The following is a 15,897-nucleotide window of genomic DNA, read 5'->3' on the forward strand; positions in this document are numbered from 1 at the left end:
GCTCATGGAAGTTGAAGAGAGGAAATTATTGTTTCACGGAGTTCGCGGAAGCGCCGTCAAGATTCTTAACAGGGTCGAACGGGCTGATGCGTATCTCGACAAGCTTCTCGAATCGGAACTCCGGTCCGAAGAAATCAACGACCTCGATAAATCGTTGTTGACGGAGATCGTCAACGGGGTTCTTCGTTGGCAGATGAAGCTGGATTGGGTGCTTAACGGATTCTTCCACGGCAACTTCACGAAGGCAGAGGTCACTGTCAAAAACGCTCTTCGTGCTGCGCTCTATCAGATCATGTTCTTGGATAAGGTCCCCCACCATGCGGCCGTCAATGAGGCAGTGGAATTTGTCAAACGGATCCGCGGCGATAAAGCCGGAAATCTTGTAAACGCAGTTCTTCGCAACATCATCCGCAACATCGACGGAATTCACTATCCCGATGTCACCATCGACGCCGCTCAATACCTCGCTGTGATGTATTCTCATCCTGTCTGGGTCGTTCGCCGATGGATGAACCGATTTGGTTTTGCCGAAACTGAAAAGCTGCTCCATGCCGACAATGAACGGCCCAGCCTCTGCCTCCGCATCAACACCTCCAAAACGACGGTCGATAATTTTCTTGAGCGGCTGAGAAACCAGAATGTCTCGTTTGAGCGGTCGAAGTACCTGCCGAACTTCGTAAGAACAACGAACCTCTCAAACATCTCCCAGACCGATCTCTTTCGACAGGGTTTCTTTTCCGTTCAGGATGAGAGCGCCGGCCTCGCTTGTCAGTTGCTGGCCATAAAGCCGGGGGACAGGGTGATCGATCTGTGCGCGGCGCCGGGAGGGAAAACGAACTTTATCGGCGAAATGCTTCATGGCACCGGAGAGGTGATCGCCGTCGATAAATATTCGACGCGGTTGAATCTGGTGAAATCGAGTTGCGAGCGATTGGGGATTGCAAATGTTAAGATCATCGCCGCCGACAGCAAGGAACTCTCGACCGAACCGGCGGACAAAGTTCTCCTCGACGCCCCCTGTTCCGGCCTCGGCGTTCTCGCAAAGAAACCGGACGTGAAACTGAAAAGGGAAGCGGAGGACATCCGCGACCTTGTCGCCATGCAGAAAGCTCTTATTCATAATGCAGCAAGCCTCGTGAAAAATGGCGGCGTTCTTGTCTATAGTACCTGCACCATGGAGCCGGAGGAGAATTTTTCGATCGTACGGTTCCTTTTAGAACAGCACCCTGATTTCGATGTCGAATCCGCGGCGCAGTTTGTTCCCCCTGCGCTTGTGAACGCCGACGGGTATGTTGAGACGTTTCCCCACCTACATGGTATGGATGGCTCGTTCAGCATCCGGCTGAAGAAGAACAGATAACAATTATTGAGAAAATAGCCTGTACAATTATGAAAGCGATTACAAAACCAAAACCTGTTGAAGGAAAAGAATGGGGGACCGGGTTTCAACTCATCGAGAAGCCGATTCCGACGGTGCAATCACCCGACGATGTAATTATTAAGGTATTTGCGGGAGCTGTGTGCGGCACCGATGTCGGGATTTACAACGCCAAGGATTCCCTTCGCGTCGAGATGTCGCGGGCGCTCGTTTCACCGGTGACAGTGGGGCACGAATTTTCCGGCCGCATCGTCGACGCCGGGCTGAAAGCGCGGAAGCATATCGCGGCAATGCTCTTCGGCAAGGCAAAAACGAATGCCGAGGTCAAGAGGCTCCTCCGCGGTGAAACCGAATCGAAGTTTGCGAAAAGCAAGAAATTTCTTGCCGTCGTCGGCGAGCATTTCCATGCCTCCGCCGAGATGCATGTGACCTGCGGAACATGTTATCAATGCCGCCTCGGCGAAAAGCATGTCTGCCGGAATACCGTCATTAAAGGGGTCCACGACGACGGCGCGTTTGCAGAATACGTGAAGGTGCCGGCGGGGAACCTTGTCCTTTTTCACGAGAAGGAGATTCCGCTCGAGATCATCGCGTTCATGGATGCGATCGGAAATGCGACGCACACGGTCATGTCGGTCGATGTCAAAGGACGGACCGTGGTCGTTCTCGGCTGCGGCGTCCAGGGATTGATGGCAACAGCCGTCGCAAAATACGCAGGGGCGAAAAAAATATTCGTCACCGATGCATCCCATGGAGAATTCTCCCACGACAAGCTCGAGATGCGCCGTTTCCGAATGGCGCGTCTTTACGGCGCGGCGCATTGTTTCGATATGGCGCTCCCTGAAGAGCGGAGTCGGTTCCACTCCGTTGTCATGAAGGAAACGAACAATTCCGGCGTCGATGCGGTCTTTGAAATGTCGGGGAGCTACAAGGCGTATGAAGATGCCTTCAAAGCGATCCGCATGGGGGGCACGTTCTCCCTTCTTGGTCTTCCGGCAGGGACGATGCCGGTCGATTTTGCCGGAGACGTCATTTTCAAGGGCTTGACTATCAAAGGGATCATCGGCCGCCGGGTCTTTGAAACGTGGACTCAAATGGAGAGGATCCTCAAGTCGGGACTTGCAAAGAAGTTTCTTTCCACGGGATTCATCACGCACCAGTTCCCCCTGGAAAAATACGAAGAAGCATTCGAGGTGATCCGCCGCGGCGATGCTTTCAAAGTGTTGCTGAAGCCATGATACGCTTATCGTTGTGATCAACTAAAACTAATTCAATCCTATGGATTACATTGAGCTTGTTGCTTCCGAACTGTCGCGTATTCGCGACGCAAACACCTTCAAGATCGAGACTCCGCTGGAATCGGCGCAATCGGGTGTCGTCAGAGTCAAGGGCCGTAATGTCGTCATGATGGCCTCCAACAATTATCTCGGAATGTCCAATCATCCCGTCGTTCGAAAAGCGGCGATCGAGGGGATCAAAGAGTACGGCTACGGTGTTGCCTCGGTCAGGTTTATTTGCGGCACGCAGACGATCCACCTAGAGCTTGAAAGGAAAATTTCGAAGTTCGTCGGTACCGAAGCGACGATCCTGTTCTCCTCATGCTTCGCAGCGAACGAAGGCTTCTTCGCGAGCCTGGTGAATGAAAAGCTCGGCATGGAGAACTACCGGGATGCCATTTACACCGACAAGCTGAATCATGCCAGCATTATCGACGGCATGCGGCTATGCAAGCCCGAAACGACGGATAAAAAGATCTATAATCATGCGGATTGTTCCCACCTTGACCAACTACTGAATGAGGACAAGGACAAAGGCTATCGGCTTCGGATCGTCGCTACGGACGGCGTGTTCAGCATGGAAGGAGATTTGGCGCCGCTCGATGCTCTGATCGAGGTTGCCCATAAACACGGCGCAATTGTTTTTGTCGACGATTCCCATGCCATCGGCGTGTGCGGAAAGACGGGCAGAGGCACGCCTGAACACTTCGACGTTCTCGGAAAAGTCGACGTCCTCTCCGGGACGCTTGGCAAGGCCATCGGCGGCGCCGCCGGCGGATACCTGAGCGGAAAGAGGGAACTCATCGATTACCTTCGTCAAAAATCCCGTCCGTACACTTTTTCCAATTCGTTGCCCCCCGCTATTGTGTGTGCATGCCTCGCGGCCTTCGATCTATTGACAAAAGACAGATCGATCGTTCGCCGGTTGCACGAGAACACTGCGTATTTCAGAAAGGAAATCAAAGCGCTGGGATTCACGATCATCGACGGCGATCATCCCATCGTCCCGATCATGCTCGGCGAAGCATCGCTTGCACAGGATATGAGCGCTGCGATGCTTAAGGCGGGTGTCTATATCAAAGGACTGTGGTTCCCCGTTGTCCCAAAAGGGGAGGCGCGATTGCGTGCGCAGGTTTCGGCAGCATTGTCAACGAAGGAGATTGACCGCGCCCTCGATGCTTTTGAAACGGTGGGGAAGAAGATGAAGGTCATTTAAAGTTTCCGGTAGCTTGTGAGGGATTTCTCATAATCATTCACTCCCCCTTTCGATCGACGAATGTCTCAGCCCGTTCCTTCATCACTCCCGTCGCTGCAGCCGAAACAACGCTATGTGTACATTGATTTGCTGCGGGGGTGGGCAGTGCTGGTGATGATCGAGACGCATGTGACCAACGCGTTCCTCATCCCTACGATCCGTCTCCAGCCGTGGTTTGGTACTCTCAATTTTATCAACGGGATTGTTGCTCCTTCCTTTTTATTTGTCGCAGGATACGCTTTCGCGATCGTCGGTCAACGCAAGTGGCAGGACTATCTTTCGTTGAACGGTATATTGTGGAAACAGCTCGGCCGCATCCTTCAGATCTGGGCCGTCGGGTACGCTCTTCATCTTCCGTTCTTTTCATTCAATAAGCTCGCTTTTCTTATCGGCTGGGATGAATGGAGATCGTTCTGGCCGGTGGACGTTCTGCAGTGCATAGCCGTCTCTCTCCTGCTGATGCTGGCGTTCGTTTTGATCGCGAGGACCCATCGGACATTTCTGATTCTGCTGGGCGTGGCCGCATGTGCTGTCGCATTCGCAAGCCCGTTCGCGTCGACGTGGAATGTGGACCGGATGGTCTCGCTTCCTTTTTCTAATTACGTCAATGCCCTTCATGGCTCTCTTTTTCCCGTGTTTCCGTGGATGAGCTTTGTGCTGTTCGGTGGGGCGGCGGGGGAGTTGTTCGCGATTTTCAGGTCGAAGAATGTAGAAGAGAAGTTCTTTTTTGGAACCTTCGGAATCGGTATGCTGCTGATCGTTCTTGCAGTCGCTGCCCACGTTCAGCCGGTGACAATTTTTCCTCCGCACGATTTCTGGACCGCAAGCCCGGAATTCCTCTTTATTCGACTCGGCATCGTTCTGATCATCCTTGCAACCCTTTGGTTTTGGGAACGCGCCGCGCATTCGGGCAAGTCGATCGTCAGTCTGATCGGCTCAGAATCCCTAGTAACGTATACGGCGCACCTGCTCGTTATTTATGGGTTGTTCATTCACGGCGAGAGCTTGTCGCTGATCATCGGGACGACACGGTCAGTACCGGAAGTCGCGGGAATGGCGGTTCTTCTTATCGGAGCGATGGCCGGGCTTGCATACATCTGGAATTCATTGAAGAAAAAGAGTATGTTCTATGCGAGAGTTCTGCAGTATTCCATTCTCGGCATTGTCCTGCTTGTTTTCTTTACGAAGCCATATTAATGCCTAAAATGTTGAGAACGCATCGATGGAAATTGTAACACTTGTTGCTGTTGTGGTGCTCGCCGGCCTAGTCGCCGTCTCCATTCTTAGAAAGCAGACGAAGGAACCGGCGTCCGCCGATCAATCGTCAATGCTCGTGCAGCAGCAGATCGAGTCGCTGAGAGGGGAGGTTTCACAAAGTTTAAAAAATGCCACCGACGTCATGTTCCAGAATATGCGCGCTACGTCGGAAAATCTGAATCAGCAAATAGCGCTTGTGACGCAATCGATCCAAAAGACCACCGAGCAGGTCAACCAGCAGCTTTCCGCGCAGACCAGCACCATCGGCACGCGCCTCGATACAGCGGCGAAAGTCATCGGAGACCTGCAAAAGAGCCAGGGACAGCTGCTCCAGGCGACGGAAGAAATGAAGCAGCTCGGGGTCAGTGTGGCGCAGCTGGAGGGACTGCTTAAGGCCCCGAAGCTTCGCGGCGGTCTCGGCGAGTCGATGCTAGAGGATCTGTTGAAGCAAGTGATCCCCGCCTCTTCGTATGCAACGCAGTACCGGTTCCGCAACGGCAACACAGTCGATGCCATCGTCAGGACGGCCAATGGCATCATCCCCATCGACTCAAAATTTCCCCTGGAAAATTTCAGGAAGATGGTTGAAACGGCCAGCGATGCGGAGAAGAAATCGTCGTACAAGCTTTTCGTCAGCGACGTAAAGAAGCATATCGACGCCATTGCGCAAAAATATATCGCGCCGGATGAGGGAACGTTCGACTTCGCCTTGATGTATATCCCCGCGGAAAATATCTACTATGAGACCATCATCAAGAACGACAATTACGACGACGAGACGAATATCTATAACTACGGCGTCCAGCGGAGGGTCTTTTCAGTCTCACCGAACACGTTTTATGCCCAGCTTCATGTGCTGGCATTGGGGTTCAAGGGGATGGAAGTGGAGAAGAGCGCGAAGGAGATCATTCAAAATCTTGCGCGGCTTCAGGGGGATTTGCAGCGATTCGCGGACGAGTTCGAAACTGTCGGAAAACATCTCAACAACGCAAAGAACAAGTATGACGAGGCGGCGCGAAAACTCGACACCTTTGAGGAAAAATTAAAGAACTCTTCCGGAAATGCGCTGCCGGCACATCCTGCCCAGGGGGAACTGCTTCCGTAAAGCAATTGCCGGCTCAGCCGCCGATGACTACCGCCCACGGGCGGATTTCCCACCGCGTCACCAAGCCGTTCTTGACATACGGATCGTGATCGATAAATTCTTCGATGACACTTTTGTCCTTCACGCGAAAGACAAGAAGCGCCTTGTCTGCTGGACCGCCAAAAGCTCCGGCGAGGAGAAGTTCCCCGCGACGATGCAGTTCTTTTGCCAATTCGAGATGAGTCTCCCGGAATGCGGTCCGCCGTGCGAGATAATCGTCGGCAAGATAGTAGATCAATGCAAAATAGTTCATGCGCGTCACCCTGAATGTCACATTTCAGAACCTTGCATACAATGTAAAGAATTTTCGAGCCTATTTCTTCCCTCGGCGCAAAAATGTTCAATAACGAATTTAGCCCCCTTCAATAGCTTGAAACAAATTCGAAAAATGACGATTATTGACAAGCATTCCTTTTTAATAAGACTACCCTGACGAGTGAAAAAAATACTATTTGTGTGCCTCGGAAATATATGTCGTTCGCCCGCTGCCGAGGGGATCATGCAGAAGAAAGCGGAAGGCCTTCCGGTTGAAATAGACTCTGCCGGAACCGCAGGTTATCATATCGGTTCGCTTCCGGACGCCCGCATGCGTTCCCACGCGGGCAAACGGGGTTATCCTTTGAACAGCAGGAGCCGAAAATTCAACCCCGCCGAGGATTTCGAGAAATTTGACATGATTATTGCGATGGACAAAGAGAATCTGCGCGACCTGCGTTCCATGGACGGGGATGGAAAATATGACGGGAAACTTTCCCTGATGACGGATTATTGTCAGAAGATCGCGGCAGATGAAGTTCCCGACCCGTACTATGAGGGCCCCGAAGGTTTTGAATACGTTCTCGATATCCTCGAAGATGCATGCGATGGTCTTTTGAAAAAACTTGGACATGGATCAGGTTAGTTTGTTCGTCGAGCGCGCATTGGGGAAAAGAGTTATTTCTATCAGTCCTGTGGGAGGCGGGTCGATTTCGACCGCGATGAAGGTGACGCTCGCGGGGCGAAGGCCGGTGTTTGTCAAGGTTTCGCCTCAGCAGCCGGGCATGTTTCAAAAAGAAGCGAACGGATTGCGCGCGCTTGCCCAAGCGGGTGCAATAAAGGTCCCTGAAGTAATGTTCGCCGACGAACACATTCTCATACTTGAATTCCTTGCAACATCGCCTCCATCCAATCGCAAAAAGACCTTTGAGATCTTCGGGCGGCAATGTGCCGGACTCCATCGGTGTACGGCAGCATCGTTTGGGTTTACCGAAGATAATTATATCGGCTCGACCCCTCAGCAGAATATGCCGCGCACCGATTCATGGAAAGAGTTTTACCACATCCGCCGCCTGCAGTTTCAGTATTATCTTGCAGAACGAAACGGCTATTGTGATTCTCAGTTGCGCGCACTATTTGCGGCTCTTACTTCGCGAATCGATAGGCTGATTCCTGATGACGGTGAGCCGCCTGCACTGCTGCACGGCGATCTCTGGAATGGGAATGTTCTTATCCTTGGAGAGGAGACAACGGCAATCATCGATCCGGCGGTGTACTACGGACATCGCGAAGCAGACCTTGCCATGACAATGCTGTTCGGCGGCTTCGGGGATTCATTTTATTCGGCATACCATGAGGTGTATCCGCTCAGGCCCGGCTGGCAGAAGAGAATGGAATTGTATAAGCTCTACCACCTCTTCAATCATCTGAACATTTTTGGCGAGGGGTATTACGGACAGGTCGTAGGAACGATGCAGCGTTTGGTTGAGTGAAATGATCCGCTGATATATTTTTCTTCGCCACGTAATGTTCGGCGTCAGCGTTATTCAAACACAATTGTTTTGCCGCCGTAGACGAGAATCCTGTCCTGCAAATGCAACCGCACGCCGCGCGCAAGAACCAACCGCTCAAGGTCACGCCCTTTCCGCACCAAATCTTCCAGAGAGTCCTTGTGAGAAATGCGGATGATGTCCTGTTCGATGATGGGCCCTTCGTCGAGGACTTCCGTCACGTAATGGCTCGTTGCACCGACAATTTTAACCCCTCGCTTATAGGCCTGTTTGTATGGATTGCTTCCTGCAAATGCCGGCAAGAAGGAATGATGGATATTCAGAATGTTGTTCGGATAGTGTTGAAGGAATGCCGGAGAAAGAACCTGCATATACCGGGCAAGAATGATCGTGTCAACGTTGTTTGCTTTCAGCAACGCAAGCTCTTCATGTTCCTGAACTGTCTTGTTTTCGGGCGTGACAGGGAAGAGATGGAACGGGAGGTGATACCGTTCCGCCAGGTACCGCAGATCAGGATGATTTGAAATTACCGCCACGATGTCGGCGTCAAATTCGCCGAGCTCGTGCCGCCAGAGGATCTCCTGCAGACAGTGGTCATACTTTGACACAAAAATGGCCAACCTGTGCCTTTCGCGATTTAGGCGGATGGACCATTCCGCTCCAAATTCTGTCGCCATCGGAGCAAACATTTCTCCTAGCCTGTCAGGGCTGACTGCGAATTCCTTCATGTCCCATTCCACGCGAATAAAAAAACGTCCTTCTTCCGCGTCTACGTGCTCGACCAGGTCGAGAATGTTCCCTTTTCGTTCAAAAATGAAATTTGAGATCAACGATACCAGCCCTTTTCTGTCGGGGCACGTCAAGAGCAGGGTTGCAGTCAATCGCTTTTCGGCCATGTACAGGAGTATCCTTATCGGTAATTTCTGAGCGCTGATAAAAAGGAGGTATGGTGCGGAACAAAATTCCGTAATTCCGATCTGCTTGTTAATATAGCCACCGAGCGAGAGAGATGCAAAAGGGGGGAAGATGCTTACGGCGACGACAACGATCGGCCGCCGGCGCCAGGAATTGCTCTTGAAGGAGAAGAACGGTATTGTACCCCTTATGATGTTTCTTTGTCTGAAGGGAACACTTTTGGGTATAAAAGCTTCGCGCAATCGGGGCAAATACCATGGGAGAATTTGGCTTCGGAATGTTGTTGGATATATCCCTCCAACAGGTCCCAATATCCTTTATCATTGCGAATCTTTTTACAGTTTGAGCAGATCGGAATAAGTCCTCCCAGAACCTTAATGTTGGCCATTGCCTCCTGGATCTTCGTTTCCAGCTCCTTCTTTCTTTGGACCAGCTGCACGAGACGAATCTGATAGACACCGAACCCAGCGGCTCCCAGCGCGATCACCACTAATCCATAGAACCAGTACGTTTCATAAAAGTGAGGCTGAAGTTCGAAGGCAAAACTGGCTCCCGCTTCGTTCCATACGCCGTCATTGTTGCATGCCATAACTCGGAACCGATAATGGTTCGGAGCAAGGCTTGTATAGTAGGCGACCCGCCGGGTCTCAGCGTCGACCCATACTTTGTCGTAGCCTTCGAGCATATATTTGAAGCGAACCCTACCGGGGGCAAGATAGCTCAGCGCCGTATAGTGGAATTCCAGCTTGTCGGCGTCCGGTTGCAAACTGGCGGCCAGTTCCGTGGGGAGGTTTTTTTGATCGACGACAACCTGTTCGATATAGACCGGAGGTGGAAGAGAGTTTTGCTCAAACTTTTTCGGCTGGATGAGGACCGCTCCCCGTTTTGTCGCAAACCAGAGATCGCCGTTGTGCATTTTCCATCCTGCAGGTTGCCAGGACCCAAAGCATTCGTCTGTTTTCATCCCGTCTGCCGTGGTGAAAACCCTTGAGTGAATTTGTTTTGTTCGTCCCTCGGCAAAATCGTTGAGTTCTTGCCGTTGAACCTGTCCGATCCCGCTCGGACTGCTGAGCCAGAGTCCTCCTTTGTCGTCTCCCAGAGCGCAATAAATTTCGTCGGTGAACAGCCCGGCCTTGGTGTTGTAAGCGGTTAACCTCCCATTGAAGTAGCGCGTCAGCCCCCCTTGAGGCGAACTGATCCACAGGCTCCCTTGATGATCATCGTAGATCGAGCTTACCCAATTGCCGGCGAGGCCGTTGGCCGTGGTGTATCCGGTAACGGTTCCATTCTCAATTTTTACGAGCGAATCCGCCATGCCAACCCACATCAGATCTTTGCGTTGAGGGTAAAAACAGACAATGTAGTCTTTTGAAGGAAACTCGTGCCCGCCTCCGATCAGGTAGGGCTTGAGCTTTCCGTCAATAAGCCTGAAAATTCCCATATGGTCGATGTACATCAGCAGACTTTTATCGTCCTCTGTGATGGCAGAGACCCAATGTGGCTGCATGCCCATGGTAACGTTGTACCGTGTGATCCGCCCATTCTTGATTTTATTGAGCATTCCGCTCTGTCCGATCCACAGGCTCCCGTCATGCGCGACATAGGCTGGTCCGATAAAGAGGTCGAACGTGCTGACTTTGCCGTTCTTCATTTGTGTCACGTTCGAGCCCTGGTCGCTCAAGAAATAGAGGCTTCTGTCCGGCGTTTCGATGACCGTCGAAACGTAATCATTGCCGAGGCCGTCATACGTCGTATACGTCGTGAGGCTGACATCTCGAAATTGATTGAGCCCATCCGCGGTGCAGACCCAAAGGCTTCTTTCTCTGTCTTCAGATATCGAAAGTACTTGATTGTCCGTAAGTCCATTGGTCTTTGTGTATCTCTGCCATATGTCCCCCTTGAATCGGTCAATTCCCCCTTTGTTTGTTCCTACCCAGATGTTTCCGTCCGAATCTTCGTAGATATACGTAATATGATTATCCGACAAACCGTCCCGGGTTTTATAGACCGCGATTTTCCCATCATGATATCGGGCTAACCCATCGACCGTCCCGATCCAAATATTATCGTTTCGGTCTGCGTATACGCATGTCGTGACGTCATTCGGCAGGCCTTCTTTTGTTGTAATGCTCACGGGGCGGGAAAAATCATTCTCGCCGATGATTCGTACGCCTTGGTGTGTGCAGATCCAAAATTTGGAGTGTGAGTCCTCTGCGATATCAACAGTGTAGTTCGGGCTCAACAATACAGGAAGGAACTTTTCGCCGCTGAACATATACTCGCCGATTGCGGTGGCGACCATTAAATGTCCGTCATGGCTTTCGAACAAGTCTAAAATCTGAGTATCAAAAAATCCCTCCTTTAATCCATACCGGAATATTTTTCCCTTCCTGATCCGGCGCAAGCCGCTGAAGGCGGTGCCGATCCACAAGCTGCCGTCTTGATCCTCGGCCAGAGCTGACACGGTCTCGTGAGTGGTCTCACCGGCGGAGTCGATAGCGATGCTCGTAAAGCTCACGCCGTCAAATCGAAAAAGTCCTGCCGCCGTTCCCAGCCAAAGATAGCCGTCATGCGTCTGTAAAATTGCGTTCACCCCGTTTGCAGGCAAACCGCTTTGTCTCAACCAAAAGTTGTGACCGTACTGCGCAATCGATTTCTGCGGGTCAAGTGAGAAGAGAGACGAAGGCGTGCCGAGGATCAAGGAAAAGAGGAGTGAACCAGACAGTACTGATTTTACAGGGAACCTGGTCATTCGACAGAGCGGGCTCATCTTTAACAAAAGCCCCTGGGCCGCAGCGCAAAAGTGGAGAATTGGTTTTGAGGACGGAGAAAAACAATTGTGCCGCGGAGTTGTCTTTGCCGTGACTCAAACCTCGATGAAAGGGGGAACTGCAGTGAAACAGTCCGCCCCTTTTTTATTATCGGCAAAAACTCCACAAAACTCAATATGGCACAACGGGGAGTGCGCTCTATTTTAGGAAAAAAATATTAACGCACAATTCTGCGAATGTCTCGATATGCATTCCTTTGAGGAAGTGTTCTGTGAACGCAATCTCCGATGGCCTGAGATTGCTGACACGATGCACGTTGTCTGTTTCACTTCATAATCGCTACGGTGCGACCAATCTATAGCTGACAAACGCTACAACTTTGCTGTCGGGCGACCAGGAAGGGACATTGATCGTTCCCTGACCACCGAAAAGTTTTGCGAGTACTTGGATCTCGCCCCCCGCGGTCGGCATCATTCGCAGCATCACGTCTTTGTTTGCAGGATGTCCTTTAACATCTTTTTCAAAAGAAAGGAAGACGATCCACTTTCCGTCGGGGGACGGATGTGCGAACCAATTATTGTAGTTATCGGACGTCACCTGCTCCTGATCGCTTCCGTCCGCCTTCATGCGCCAGATCTGCATCAATCCCGTCCGTTCTGAATTGAAATAAATATATTTTCCATCGGGAGAGTAGTCGGGGCCGTCGTCGAGGACGGGTGCGTTGGTCAATCGTTTTTCTTCTCCTCCTGCCGCCGGAACGGTGTAAATGTCGAACTCGCCGTTTCGTTCGCCGCAGAATGCCAGCGTCTTTCCGTCGGGCGACCATCCGTGCCAGTACGAGGGACCGGTCGGGGTGATTTGACGGGGCGTCCCGCCATTGATGGGAAGAATATAGATGAGCGACTTGCCATCCTTCGATTGATCGCTAATGGCAAGCTGCGTGCCATCGGGCGAAATACCATGGTCGTTGTTGCAGCGATTGGAGGACCCCGTCTCAAGCAGCTGAGGGGCGCCGCCGGTCACAGGAAGAGTATAGAGATGGCCGTCTTTGTTAAAAATGAAATATTTCCCGTCGCGCGACCAGTTCGGAGCTTCAAAATGCTCTCTGGCGGTGTAGACAACACGCCTGTCGGTGGAAGCAACGGTGATCGTTTCAAGCGTACTTTCGAGAACCGGCTCTCCTATGGATTTCGGCTTTCCCGCAGTGATTTCGACGTTCGAGAAAACTGCTTGTTCGGCGACGTCGCCATCATGCGCACAAACGCCAAGCCCGACGTAAAATGGATCCCTCAGCCTAAATTTGAATGAACCTCCTGCAGAACGGAGCGAATCGCCTGTTTTTGCCAGGGACATGAAGACATAGTCCCCTTCTTTTTCTATCCTTACTCTTTTCGGCCCGGAAATATTTGATTGAATCTCCCGGGTCGGCGCGCCTGCAGATTCCCGGTACTGCAACGATGTCAGCCCTTCGCCATGCACGGCAATGTCGGCATACGGAGAATTCGGTTCGAGATTCTGGCGTAGTAAAAGGCACGCCTTGCGGTGCGGATTGCCACCCGTTCCGATCCATTCAATATCAGCTGTCAGCACAACGTCGCCGGACATCTTTTTCCACACGAATTGGAAGGCATCCGCCGTGAACCACATGTTTTCGCCGCTTCCGCTGATGCGGTAACTCTTTTTTTCGGCGTCGTATTCTACCGAACCGGTGTGCAGCACATGGCCTATATCGCCGTGCCCTTCAAAGATCCCGACAGCCGAATCCTGTGGAGGAGCGGGTTCTGAAGAGGAAGAAGTGAATAAGCCTAACAGGACAAGAAATGTGGGGGGGAGCAATAGCATGGAACCTCCTGCATAATTTATGACGGTATGAATAATGCTTTCCATTTTCGGGGTTGTGACAATTGGTCTTGGACGGCCGGATCTTTTTCTTAAAGGGCTTCCGCCAATATTGGATTCCGCGCTTCAGCTTCCAGCGCGCAACGGTTACCTTAATGCTATTTCTTTTTTGAGCTTGATATCCTTCGAAGACGAGCCAATATGAAGAATAAATGCCCCTTTTTCAGCGAGCCAATCTTTGGTAATGGGATTCCAGAACGAAAAGTCTTTTTTCGTCAATCGCACAATCACTTCTGAACTTTCCCCCGGTGCAAGTTCTACTCTTTTGAAGCCTTTTAATTCCTTTGCCGGACGTGGAACGGAGGATTGAACGTCCTCGACGTAGAGCTGTGCAATTTCAGCTCCCTTCATGTTCCCGGTATTTTTTACGTTGAAGCTTACCGTTACCGTATCGTTTTCCCCGAAAAGCTCTTTCGAGACTGACAGGCCGCCGTACTCGAACGAAGTGTAAGATAAACCATAGCCGAACGGATACAGAGGTTCGATGTTATTGTGTTCGTACCACCGATAGCCGACAAAGACTCCTTCTTTATAGTTCACGTCGAAGAGCGGATGGTCTTTGTCGCTCCCCCAGCCTGTGTATAAAGCTTCTCCCTCAGGAAGATATCCGTAGCCCGGCGAATCCTTGAAATCTTTCTCTATAGTGATAGGGAGTTTGCCCGAGGGATTGACTTTGCCCGCAATGATCTCTGCAAGGGCCCGGTTGCCGATCTGCCCTCCATACCACGCGTAAATGATCGCTTTTGCTCTGCCGCTCCAATCGGTCATTTTTATTCCCGATCCGGAAGTCACAATGACGACAGTATTGGGGTTATTGCTCACGCACTGTTGAACCCTTTCTTCCTGATCATTCGGGAGCGCAAATGGTCTGTCCCATCCTTCGCTGTCCCTCGTTCCTACATTGCACAAAACGATGTCGGCCGATTTGATTTGTTCTATTGCCGGATTTTTGACAAACGTCAGTTTCTCGCCGAATTCTCTTTTCAGTTCGTGAAGCATCAGTCTGTTGTTGTATCCCTCGACCTCTGCCGCTCCTCCGCCGACAGCCAATGTGTCGACAAAATCGCCGGTCAAAAGTATCGTTTTGGTCGTATCTTCGACGGGAAGTATATTTCCTTCATTCTTCAGGAGGACGATACCTTCGCGGGCGGTTTGCAAAGCGGTAAGCTCATGCTGCTCGAAATTGGCGTATAATGTAGTGTCCTTAGTCGACACATCGAACTTCATCGCAAAATATGTCCGCAGAATGCTTTTTGCCATCCTGTCGATGTCGCGGATGTTGACTTTCCCCTCATGAATCAGAGAGTCCGCATTTTTTAATCCGATCGCGAATGGCATTTCTAAATCCTGCCCCGATTTCGCGAGTTTCTCTCCGTCATAGACCGACCACCAATCGGTCATGACAAGCCAGCGAAATCCAAGCTGCTTTCTAAGGATCTCGCCGATCACCGTCTCGCTTTCCCCGCACCATTCGCCGTTCAACTGATTGTACGAGGTCATGACTGCCATCGCGCCGGCGTCGATTCCCGCTTTGAAGGGAGGCAAATAAATTTCGTGAAGTGTTCGTTCATCAACAACCGAGTTGCTCCTCCTCCTGTAAAACTCCGTGTTGTTGGCGACAAAATGTTTCAGCGTGGCAACAGTTCCCGTGCTCTGAACGCCCTTTACGAATTCTTCGATCATCCGTGCTCTGAGGTATGGGTCCTCGCCGAAATATTCGAAGTTCCTGCCGCATTGCGATTGCCTGTACTCGTTTAGTCCTGGTCCGAGCAAAATGCCGATGCCCCCCGCGCGGCATTCCTCTCCCACGGCTTCGGCATATTGATAGGCGAGATCGGGGTTCCACGTCGACGCCAGGAGGATGGGAGAGGGGAATGCAGTCGATTTCTCCAGTTGGTATTTTGAAAGGTCGACGTCGGTGAACTTGTCCCTGATGTGGACGCCCTGCGTGGCATCCGACATATATACTTCCTTGAGATGCAGTCTTGGGACGGGCCTGATGAAGAACGACCGGTCTCCGCCGACATAGGCAATTTTCTCCTCAGTCGTCATCAACGCGAGCGTCGAGTCGGCCTTTTTATCCGCCTGCTCATATGTAAGAGGCTGAAATGGTTCGCTCTTTGGTTTAGCGGATTGCGCGCCGGCAGGGGTGAACGAAGCGAGGAAAACAACGGATGTCGACAACAAGAGGAGTATCTCTTTTTCCATTCTTTCTCCGGAAAAGTTGAACTGCAT

At 51.4% G+C, this 15,897-nt stretch carries 12 protein-coding genes; 7 read left to right on the forward strand and 5 right to left on the reverse strand.

Annotated features, from left to right (window positions below; all coding sequences use genetic code 11):
• Positions 1-4: 4 nt before the first annotated feature.
• Genes rsmB through VMF88_15130 form a run of 5 tightly spaced genes read left to right on the forward strand, consistent with a single transcriptional unit; the run spans position 5 to position 6,272 of the window.
• Entirely contained in the window at positions 5-1,360 is a 1,356-nt protein-coding gene (rsmB, locus tag VMF88_15110; protein ID HTY12390.1) for a 16S rRNA (cytosine(967)-C(5))-methyltransferase RsmB, read from the forward strand.
• 29 nt (positions 1,361-1,389) lie between these two features.
• Entirely contained in the window at positions 1,390-2,616 is a 1,227-nt protein-coding gene (locus VMF88_15115) for a zinc-binding dehydrogenase (protein HTY12391.1), read from the forward strand.
• Between the two features lie 40 nt (positions 2,617-2,656).
• The gene (locus tag VMF88_15120; protein ID HTY12392.1) at positions 2,657-3,871 is read left to right on the forward strand and encodes a glycine C-acetyltransferase; all 1,215 of its coding nucleotides are present in this window, start codon (positions 2,657-2,659) and stop codon (positions 3,869-3,871) included.
• 60 nt (positions 3,872-3,931) lie between these two features.
• A complete protein-coding gene (locus VMF88_15125; GenBank protein ID HTY12393.1) occupies positions 3,932-5,107 on the forward strand; it encodes a heparan-alpha-glucosaminide N-acetyltransferase domain-containing protein in 1,176 nt (391 codons plus the stop codon).
• A 25-nt stretch (positions 5,108-5,132) separates the two neighbouring features.
• Complete coding sequence (locus tag VMF88_15130; protein HTY12394.1) at positions 5,133-6,272, forward strand: DNA recombination protein RmuC; 1,140 nt, start codon at positions 5,133-5,135, stop codon at positions 6,270-6,272.
• Between the two features lie 13 nt (positions 6,273-6,285).
• On the opposite strand, the gene VMF88_15135 is transcribed toward VMF88_15130, so the two are convergent.
• The gene (locus VMF88_15135; protein ID HTY12395.1) at positions 6,286-6,564 is read right to left on the reverse strand and encodes a YciI-like protein; all 279 of its coding nucleotides are present in this window, start codon (positions 6,562-6,564) and stop codon (positions 6,286-6,288) included.
• Between the two features lie 183 nt (positions 6,565-6,747).
• Between VMF88_15135 and VMF88_15140 the strand changes: the two genes are divergently transcribed.
• The gene (locus VMF88_15140) at positions 6,748-7,212 is read left to right on the forward strand and encodes a low molecular weight protein-tyrosine-phosphatase (protein ID HTY12396.1); all 465 of its coding nucleotides are present in this window, start codon (positions 6,748-6,750) and stop codon (positions 7,210-7,212) included.
• Positions 7,199-8,059, forward strand: a complete 861-nt coding sequence (locus tag VMF88_15145; GenBank protein ID HTY12397.1) for a fructosamine kinase family protein — start codon at positions 7,199-7,201, stop codon at positions 8,057-8,059. The genes VMF88_15140 and VMF88_15145 overlap by 14 nt, the downstream gene beginning before the upstream one ends.
• Before the next feature lie 50 nt (positions 8,060-8,109).
• Here VMF88_15145 and purU read toward each other — a convergent pair whose 3' ends face one another.
• The 4 genes from purU to VMF88_15165 all read right to left on the reverse strand — a co-directional run bounded on the left by purU (position 8,110) and on the right by VMF88_15165 (position 15,870).
• The gene (gene purU / locus VMF88_15150) at positions 8,110-8,973 is read right to left on the reverse strand and encodes a formyltetrahydrofolate deformylase (protein ID HTY12398.1); all 864 of its coding nucleotides are present in this window, start codon (positions 8,971-8,973) and stop codon (positions 8,110-8,112) included.
• A 206-nt stretch (positions 8,974-9,179) separates the two neighbouring features.
• A complete protein-coding gene (locus tag VMF88_15155; GenBank protein ID HTY12399.1) occupies positions 9,180-11,762 on the reverse strand; it encodes a two-component regulator propeller domain-containing protein in 2,583 nt (860 codons plus the stop codon).
• Between the two features lie 340 nt (positions 11,763-12,102).
• Positions 12,103-13,605, reverse strand: coding sequence for a hypothetical protein (locus tag VMF88_15160; protein ID HTY12400.1), 1,503 nt, complete (start codon positions 13,603-13,605; stop codon positions 12,103-12,105).
• A gap of 144 nt (positions 13,606-13,749) precedes the next feature.
• Positions 13,750-15,870 (reverse strand): glycoside hydrolase family 3 C-terminal domain-containing protein, encoded by a 2,121-nt coding sequence (locus VMF88_15165; protein HTY12401.1) that lies wholly within the window; start codon positions 15,868-15,870, stop codon positions 13,750-13,752.
• Positions 15,871-15,897: the final 27 nt, after the last annotated feature.

The organism is Bacteroidota bacterium (assembly GCA_035506275.1).
Classification (GTDB): Bacteria; Bacteroidota; Ignavibacteria; order UBA10030; family UBA8401; genus JAGVPT01.